At 71.9% G+C, this 7,925-nt stretch carries 4 protein-coding genes, 3 tRNA genes and 1 pseudogene; 6 read left to right on the top strand and 2 right to left on the bottom strand.

Features of this window, described 5'->3' with window-relative positions:
- Together ACIQ87_RS38565 and ACIQ87_RS38560 are read right to left on the bottom strand one after the other, a co-directional pair.
- Positions 1-92: pseudogene (locus tag ACIQ87_RS38565) on the bottom strand (roadblock/LC7 domain-containing protein); the annotation flags it as partial.
- 10 nt (positions 93-102) lie between these two features.
- Positions 103-3,951, bottom strand: coding sequence for a nitrate- and nitrite sensing domain-containing protein (locus ACIQ87_RS38560; RefSeq protein WP_402416634.1), 3,849 nt, complete (start codon positions 3,949-3,951; stop codon positions 103-105).
- Between the two features lie 637 nt (positions 3,952-4,588).
- Between ACIQ87_RS38560 and ACIQ87_RS38555 the strand changes: the two genes are divergently transcribed.
- The 6 genes from ACIQ87_RS38555 (at position 4,589) to ACIQ87_RS38530 (ending at position 7,904) form a co-directional block, all read left to right on the top strand.
- Positions 4,589-4,807, top strand: coding sequence for a hypothetical protein (locus ACIQ87_RS38555; protein WP_380456464.1), 219 nt, complete (start codon positions 4,589-4,591; stop codon positions 4,805-4,807).
- Between the two features lie 264 nt (positions 4,808-5,071).
- Positions 5,072-5,872 (top strand): fumarylacetoacetate hydrolase family protein, encoded by an 801-nt coding sequence (locus tag ACIQ87_RS38550; protein WP_402416631.1) that lies wholly within the window; start codon positions 5,072-5,074, stop codon positions 5,870-5,872.
- A gap of 61 nt (positions 5,873-5,933) precedes the next feature.
- Positions 5,934-7,364, top strand: a complete 1,431-nt coding sequence (gene gltX, locus ACIQ87_RS38545; RefSeq protein WP_402416637.1) for a glutamate--tRNA ligase — start codon at positions 5,934-5,936, stop codon at positions 7,362-7,364.
- A 238-nt stretch (positions 7,365-7,602) separates the two neighbouring features.
- Positions 7,603-7,674: transfer RNA gene (locus tag ACIQ87_RS38540), tRNA-Gln, on the top strand.
- Positions 7,675-7,711: 37 nt separating this feature from the next.
- Positions 7,712-7,784: transfer RNA gene (locus ACIQ87_RS38535), tRNA-Glu, on the top strand.
- A 47-nt stretch (positions 7,785-7,831) separates the two neighbouring features.
- Positions 7,832-7,904, top strand: a tRNA-Glu gene (locus ACIQ87_RS38530).
- The last annotated feature ends 21 nt before the right edge of the window (positions 7,905-7,925 follow it).

The following is a 7,925-nucleotide window of genomic DNA, read 5'->3' as shown; positions in this document are numbered from 1 at the left end:
TCCGCGGAGACCACCACGGTGTGGGACACCCCGGGGGTGTTGTCCACGAAATTGGTGATCAGCCAGTTCAGGTTCTGTGCGGCCTGGCTCATCTGGTTCAACTCAACGCTCCTGGTGATCTGCGCCGTTGCCGTCGCTCCGGCCACCGAAACTATCGAATCCGGGCTGCTGGGCACCATGCTGGAAGCCCGCCTGGTTGGCGGCCTGCTCGGCCCCGACGCGACGGCCCTGCTGGATGCCGCGACGCAGGTTGGTCAGTCGGCCGCGGACCTCCTCGGGGGCCCGGGAGACCTGGGGACCGGTCAGCGGCGAGGCCTCGGCGGTGCCGGAGACCAGGTTGGCCTGCGGGGTCCGCCGGGGCAGGCCCGACATGGTGACGCCGCTGGTCGAGGGCTCGCGGATCTGCTCGGCACGGCGCCAGCGCTCGTCGTTCGCGGACGGACGCCACGGCGTGTCGCCGGTGCCCGGCTGCGGCTGACCCTGCTGGGGAGCCGGCTGGGGGGCCTGCGGCTGCTGCGGGGCCTGCTGCTGCGGCGCCTGCGGCTGCTGGGGGGCCTGCTGCTGCGGCGCCGGCTGGGGCGCCCGACGCGGAGCCTGCTGCTCCTCGGCCCCCTGCTGGAACTCCGGCGCGGAGGTGCCGGGGCGGCGCGGCTGGTACGGCCGCGGCCGCGCCTGCTGCGGGCCCTCGGACTGCGGGAACCAGGACTGCTCGCCGCCGGTCGGCAGCGCCATCGGCTCCTGGTGCGGCAGCGGCTGGGGCTGCTGCGGGGCCTGCTCCTGGCGCACCGGCTCCGGACGCGGCGGGTTCGGCACGTTCGGCAGCACGGGCTCGACCAGGCCGAGGCCCAGCGGGTCGCGCGGGTCGATCTGGCTGGCCTCGAAGCGCGGGCGGGCGAACTGCTGGGTGCTCTCCACCGGCGCCGGCTCGGCCGACGGCAGCGGCTGGGGCTGCTGCTGGGCCTGCGGCGGCAGCTGCGGCTGACGGTCGCGCTGCGGCGCGTCCGGGCCGGGGTGCTGCGGACCGCGCGGGCCCTGGGCGGCGGGCCGACCGGGGGCGCCGGGGCCCTGCGGGGCAGGACGGCGCTGCGGCAGGCCGTCCTGCGGACGGTTGCCCGGACGGGCCCCCTGCGGCGGAGTGCCGGGACCGCCGGGGCGGCCGTGCTGCGGCTGCTCGCCGGTCCGGACACCCGGACCGCCGGCGAACTCGCCGCCGGGACGCGGCCGTTCCTGGCCGGGACGGCCCGGCTGGGGCTGACCTGCCTGCGGCTGGTTCGGCTGGGGCTGGCCGGGCTGCTGCGGACGGGCCTGCGGCTGACCGGGCTGCTGCTGACCGGCCTGGGGCTGGCCGGGCTGCTGCTGACGGTCGCGGCGGGGCAGGCCGTTCGGACCGCTCTGCGGCGGGCCCTGGCGGCCCGGGGCGCGCTGCGGCAGACCGCCCTGCTGGGCCTGCTGCGGAACCTGCTGGCTCTGCGGGGCCTGCGGGGCCTGCTGGTTCTGCGGAGCCTGCCGCTTCTGCTTCGGCTGAGGCTGGGCGGGCTGTCGGCCCTGGCCCTGCTGACCGCCGCCCTGCGGGGGGTTCTCCCGCAGCGACTGGCCGACCTTGCGGGTCGGCAGACCGCCGCCGGGCGCACCCGGACCGGCCTGCGGACCGGGGCCCGCCTGCGGGCCGGGGCCCGCCTGCGGGCCGGGGCCGGCCGGAGCGGTCGGGCCGCCCTGGCCGAGCTGCGGGCGCCCGCCCTGCGGGGCACCGGCGGCCGGGCCCTGGCCGAGCGCGGCCTGACCGCCCTGGCGGCCGGGCGGGACCTGGCGCTGCTGGCGCGGCGTCGGGGCGACCCCGCGCTGCTGCTTGCCCTGGCCTGAGCCGGCCCGGCCCGCACCGCGGCGGTCGCCGGAGTTGGTGACGTCCACCGGGAGCATGACCAGCGCGGTGGTGCCGCCGGAGTCGCTGGGACGCAGCTGGATGCGGATGCCGTGTCGCAGGGACAGGCGGCCGACCACGAAGAGGCCCATGCGGCGGGAGACGGAGACGTCCACCGTCGGCGGGTTGGCGAGGCGCTCGTTGATCTCGGCGAGGTCGTCGGGGCTCAGGCCGATGCCGGTGTCGTGGATCTCGACCAGCACGCGGCCGTCCGGCAGCGCGTGGCCGGTGACCCGGACGCGGGTCTGCGGGCTGGAGAACGAGGTGGCGTTCTCCAGCAGCTCGGCGAGCAGGTGGACGAGGTCGTTGACGACGCGGCCGGCGACCTCGGCCGACGGCACGGCGGCGAGCTCGATGCGCTCGTACTGCTCCACCTCGGAGGCGGCGGCGCGGAGCACGTCGACCAGCGGGACGGGCCTGGTCCAGCGGCGGCCCGGGTCCTCGCCGGCGAGGACGAGGAGGTTTTCGCCGTTGCGGCGCATGCGGGTCGCGAGGTGGTCCAGCTTGAAGAGGTTGGCCAGCTGGTCCGGGTCCGCCTCGCGGCTCTCCAGCTCGGAGATGAGCGACAGCTGGCGCTGGATGAGGCCCTGGCTGCGGCGCGAGAGGTTGGTGAACATCGCGTTGATGTTGCCGCGCAGGAGGGCCTGCTCGGCGGCGAGGCGGACGGCCTCGCTGTGCACCATGTCGAACGCGTGGGCCACGTGGCCGATCTCGTCGGTGGAGTCGATGGCGACCGGCTCGACCGTGGTGTCGACGTCGTGGGGGTCGGCCTCGGAGAGGGTCTTGACCAGCTCGGGCAGGCGGCGTTCGGCGACGTCCTCGGCCGCGGCCTGGAGGCGGGTCAGCGAGCGCACCATCGAGCGGGCGATCAGACCGGCGCCACCGAGGGCGAAGAGCAGCACCAGGGCGATCGCGACACCGATGATCAGGGCGTCGGCGTCGGCCTGGGACTGGAGGTCCTGGGCCTTGCCGTCCAGGTTCTCGATGAGCTTGGACTCGATCCGGCGCTCGGCGGTGATCTTGGCGCTGGCCTTCTCGTACCAGTCCTTGTAGCTGACCGCCTCGGTCTGGCGGATGCCGCTCTGGGTCAGGATCGTGGAGGCGTAGCGGTCGGCGTCGGCGACCACCGAGTTGTAGCTCAGCTGGCTGCGCAGGTTGTCCAGGTCGTGCGCGGTGTAGATGTTGTTGAAGCTCGCGATCGCGTTGTCGTACGAGCTGCGCAGACGGATACCGAAGGACTCGTCGCTGGGGCTGAGGTCGGGGGTCTTCGGGTTGGCGAGCGCGGCGCTGATCAGGGCCCGCTGCTGCGAGGTCGCGTTCTTCGCCAGCGAGAACTGCTGCAGCGCGCGGGTCGAGACGACCAGGTCCTTGTTGTTCGACGCGAGCGCGATGTCCTGGGTGATGGACAGCAGGTCGCGGATGATCACGTCGTAGGCGGTGATCGTCGACTGGATGTTCTGGTTGTTCTGGTACGGCAGGCTGCGGGTGTCCGCGATCGAGTTCAGGTCCTTGCGGATCTGGAGCAACAGCGCCTTGCCGCCGGACAGTTCGAGGTTCTCGAACTTGTCGGAGGACGTGGTGAAGGTGCGGCTCAGGTCGTCGGTGGACTTGCGGGCCGCGACGATGTCGTCGTCCAGCGGGGCGGTCGGGTCGTGGGTGATCGGGCCCGCGCTGATGTCGCGCTCGGTCTGGAGCGCGTCCGCGAGGTTGGTCGCCTTCTTGGCCAGGTCGGACAGGTTGGCCATCTGGGCGAGTTGCTGCGAGTTCTCCATCGAGCTCTGGATGCGCAGGCCACCGAGGACCAGCGAGACCAGGACGGGGAGGGCGAGCAGCGCGATCAGACGGGTGCGGATGCGCCAGTTGCGCATCGCGAGCCGGTTCAGACCGGTGGCGCGGCGCCGGGTCAGGGACGTGCGGAGTTTGTCCCGGGTGGACTTCCGCTCCTGGCCGTCCTCCTCCGGGCGGCCGGGGGCCTCGGGTGTCACCGGCTCGGCGGGGCCGCCGGGGGCCGCCGCCTGTTGAGGGGCTGCCACAGGCTCACGCGACTCCGGGTTACCCGCGGCGCCGCTACCCCTTTTGAAACGTCCCTGCACTGGCGTCGCAACCTCTGGACCGGGCGTCCCGCCGCGTCGCCACGGCCTGGACGGTGTCGAGTTTCCATCCGCACCCCGGCCGGTCCGGGAGAGCGGGCACCGGGGTGGACCACTCCCTACCCACGGTCCGTCGCATTCCAGCACAGCCGGGGAATCCCAACAAGGGCCGCAGGTACCGGGTGTCGGGCGCTACCGACCGCTTGCGCGATCTCACGGACTGTGTGCCAACGGGACCGGAATACCGCCTTTTTCGGACACTCGCCGGATACATGCCAAGCGGGCGCAGCGTCGGGAAGAGCCACAGACCTTCCGGAATGCCCTTTATCGGGGGGAATGTCGGAAAATCCGAGTGCGGCGATATGTCGGATATCTGCGTTTTGCTCGGCATTTTGTGAGCAAAATCACAGCCCAATGTGTAGCTTTGGTCACGGCCTCTGTGGAATGAGATCTCGTAACCTGACTGTCGCCTGGGCACGGCATCGATCAGCCTGCCCAGAACCCCTCCGAATCAATCGGAATCCATCAGGTCGTCCCGATCCGCCGCGGTCGGTCCGGCCATGACCACGAGGTGCTCTCGATGTCCCAGGCGAAGAACGCCACCAAGTCCACGCTGTCCTGCCGCCCCACGGCGAACCCGCGCCGGACGACGCTGGCCTCGGTCGAGGACTTCAGCAAGATCCCGGGCGCCCGCAAGCCCGAGGACGTCGTGACCTACGGCACCGAGCTGCCGGCCGCCACCGCCAACCCGCGCCGCACCCAGCTGATGGTCGCGCCGGTCGTCGTCGTGCAGGACTGACCCCCGCATCGCCGCGCCGAGGGCGCCGTCGTCACACCCGTGGCGGCGGCGCCCTCGCCGTTGCGCGGGGGTGCCCGGCGGGCCTCCGCGCCCCGGTCGGCCCGGACTCCGCCCCGACCGTCCTGAACAGGGGCAAAGCGGTCAGCCGAGGCCCCACGCGATAGCCTGGAGACCGATTGACGGGGCCGCGCCCACTGTGGGCGGGGCGCCCACCAGCGCCCGGGCGCGCCCCGGGCGGCCGACGAAGCGAGGGGTACCCCAGCCGTGCGCATTGCCAGGTTTTCCGTCCGGGAAGGGAGCCCTGCCGCCGGCAGCGTCTCCTTCGGCGTGGTGGAGGGCGACCCTTCCCAGCCCGACTCGCTGGTCGTCCACGCGCTGGCCGGCCACCCGTTCGGCCAGCCCCAGCCCACCGGCGAGAGCTTCCGCTTCCAGGACGTCCGGCTGCTCAGCCCGATGCTCCCGAACAAGATCGTGGCGGTCGGCCGCAACTACGCGGCCCACGCGGCGGAGCTGGGCAACGACGTCCCGGACGTCCCGCTCACCTTCTTCAAGCCGTCCACCTCGGTGATCGGTCCGACCGAGAACATCGCGTACCCGCCGTTCTCCTCGGACGTCCACCACGAGGCCGAACTCGCCGTGGTGATCGGCCGGATGTGCCGTGAGGTGCCGTTGGACCGGGTGCCCGAGGTGATCCTCGGCTACACCTGCGCCAACGACGTCACCGCCCGGGACGTCCAGCAGCGCGAGGGCCAGTGGGCCCGGGCCAAGGGCTTCGACACGGCCTGCCCGCTGGGCCCGTGGATCGAGACCGACCTCGACCCGAGCGACCTCGCGATCACGTGCACCGTCAACGGCGAGCTCCGCCAGACCGGCCGCACCTCCCTGATGGTCCGCTCGGTCGCCGAGCTGGTCGTCCACATCTCCGAGGCCATGACGCTGCTGCCCGGCGACGTCATCCTCACCGGCACACCCGCAGGGGTGGGCCCCCTCAACGTCGGCGACGAGGTCGCCGTCTCCATCGAAGGCATCGGCACTCTCACCAACAAGGTGATCAAGCGTGGCTAACACTGACCCGGCCGTCCGGGTTCGCTTCTGTCCCTCCCCGACCGGCAACCCCCACGTGGGCATGGTCCGCACGGCCCTGTTCAACTGGGCCTACGCCCGCCACAACGGCGGCACGCTGGTCTTCCGGATCGAGGACACCGACTCCGCCCGCGACTCCGAGGAGTCGTACAACCAGCTGCTCGACGCGATGCGCTGGCTCGGCCTCGACTGGGACGAGGGCCCGGAGGTCGGCGGCCCGAACGCGCCGTACCGGCAGTCGCAGCGGATGGACATCTACGCCGATGTCGCCCGCCGCCTGCACGAGGCGGGCCACGCCTACCACTGCTACTGCTCCACCGAGGAGCTGGACGCCCGCCGCGAGGCCGCCCGCGCGGCCGGCAAGCCCTCCGGCTACGACGGCCACTGCCGCGAGCTGACCGATGAGCAGGTCGCCGTCTACAAGCTGGAGAAGCGCGAGCCGATCCTGCGCTTCCGGATGCCCGACAAGACCATCAGCTTCGACGACCTGGTCCGCGGCACGCTCACCTTCGAGCCGGAGAACGTGCCGGACTACGGCATCGTCCGGGCCAACGGCGCCCCGCTGTACACCCTGGTCAACCCGGTGGACGACGCCCTGATGGGCATCACCCACGTGCTGCGCGGCGAGGACCTGCTGTCCTCCACCCCGCGGCAGGTCGCGCTGTACGCCGCGCTCGCCGAGATCGGCGTCGGCAACGGCACCACCCCGCGCTTCGGCCACCTGCCGTACGTGATGGGCGAGGGCAACAAGAAGCTCTCCAAGCGCGACCCGCAGTCCTCGCTCAACATGTACCGCGAGCGCGGCTTCATCCGTGAGGGCCTGCTCAACTACCTGTCCCTGCTGGGCTGGTCGCTGGCCGAGGACCGCGACCTGTTCGACATGGACGAGATGGTCGCCGCCTTCGACGTCACCAAGGTGAACGCCAACCCGGCCCGCTTCGACCTGAAGAAGTGCGAGGCGATCAACGCCGAGCACGTCCGCCGGCTGGCCCCGGAGGACTTCGTCCGCCGCCTGGTGCCCTTCCTCCAGGGTGCCGAGCTGCTGCCGGCCGAGCCCACCGCCGAGCAGCTGGACCTGCTCGCCAAGGTGGCGCCGCTCACCCAGGAGCGGATGGTCGTGCTGAGCGAGATCGTGAACATGGCCGGCTTCCTGTTCGTGGCGCCGGAGAAGTTCGCCCTCGACCCGGACGACGCCGCCAAGGTGCTCACCGCGGACGCCCGCCCGGTGCTGGAGGCCAGCATCAAGGCACTGGAGGAGCTCGCGGACTTCACCCCGGAGCCGATCCAGGCCGCGCTGCGCGAGGCGCTGGTGGACGGGCTGGGCATCAAGCCCAAGTTCGCCTTCACGCCGCTGCGGGTGGCCGTCACCGGCCGCCGGGTCTCCCCGCCGCTGTTCGAGTCCATGGAGCTGCTGGGACGCCCTGAGACGCTGCGCAGGCTGCGGGCCGCCCAGGACGCCCTGCCGGCCGCCTGAGCGGGCCGCTGAGCAGGCCGCGGGCCCGGCTTCGTGCCGGGCCCGCGGCGTACCCGGAGGTCATCCGCAGGCCTCCCGGTCGCTGCCTGGGGTTATCGATTTTGGACCCGGGGCCGACGTCGGGTAATGTTCTTTCTGCGCCGCCCGGGAGGGAACGGACGAGGGAACGAAAGCCCCTCGGAAGGGACCGACCGAGAGGCGCAACGCCTGAGAAGGGCCCGCGAGGGTTCAACTCTGGTGGGGTATGGTGTAATTGGCAGCACGAGTGATTCTGGTTCATTTAGTCTAGGTTCGAGTCCTGGTACCCCAGCGCAGTACGCGAGTACGGCAACATAAAAGAAGATCAAGCCCCCGTTGTGTAGCGGCCTAGCACGCTGCCCTCTCACGGCAGTAGCGCCGGTTCGAATCCGGTCGGGGGTACTGATCCCGCAAGGGATCAACCGGTCCCGCGAGGGACCACCTGGAAAGCCCCCGTTGTGTAGCGGCCTAGCACGCTGCCCTCTCACGGCAGTAGCGCCGGTTCGAATCCGGTCGGGGGTACTGATCCCGCAAGGGATCAAC

Origin of the sequence: Kitasatospora sp. NPDC096204, assembly GCF_044763205.1 — a bacterium.
In the GTDB taxonomy this organism is placed as follows: domain Bacteria; phylum Actinomycetota; class Actinomycetes; order Streptomycetales; family Streptomycetaceae; genus Kitasatospora.
The sequence above is the reverse complement of the archived record's forward strand: the minus strand, read 5'-3'. Positions and strand labels throughout refer to the sequence as shown.

Excerpts from the sequence above, each read along its gene's own strand:
- ACIQ87_RS38555 (WP_380456464.1), top strand. The coding sequence starts at position 4,589 with ATGTCCCAGGCGAAGAACGCCACCAAGTCCACGCTGTCCTGCCGCCCC.
- gltX (WP_402416637.1), top strand. The coding sequence starts at position 5,934 with ATGGTCCGCACGGCCCTGTTCAACTGGGCCTACGCCCGCCACAACGGC.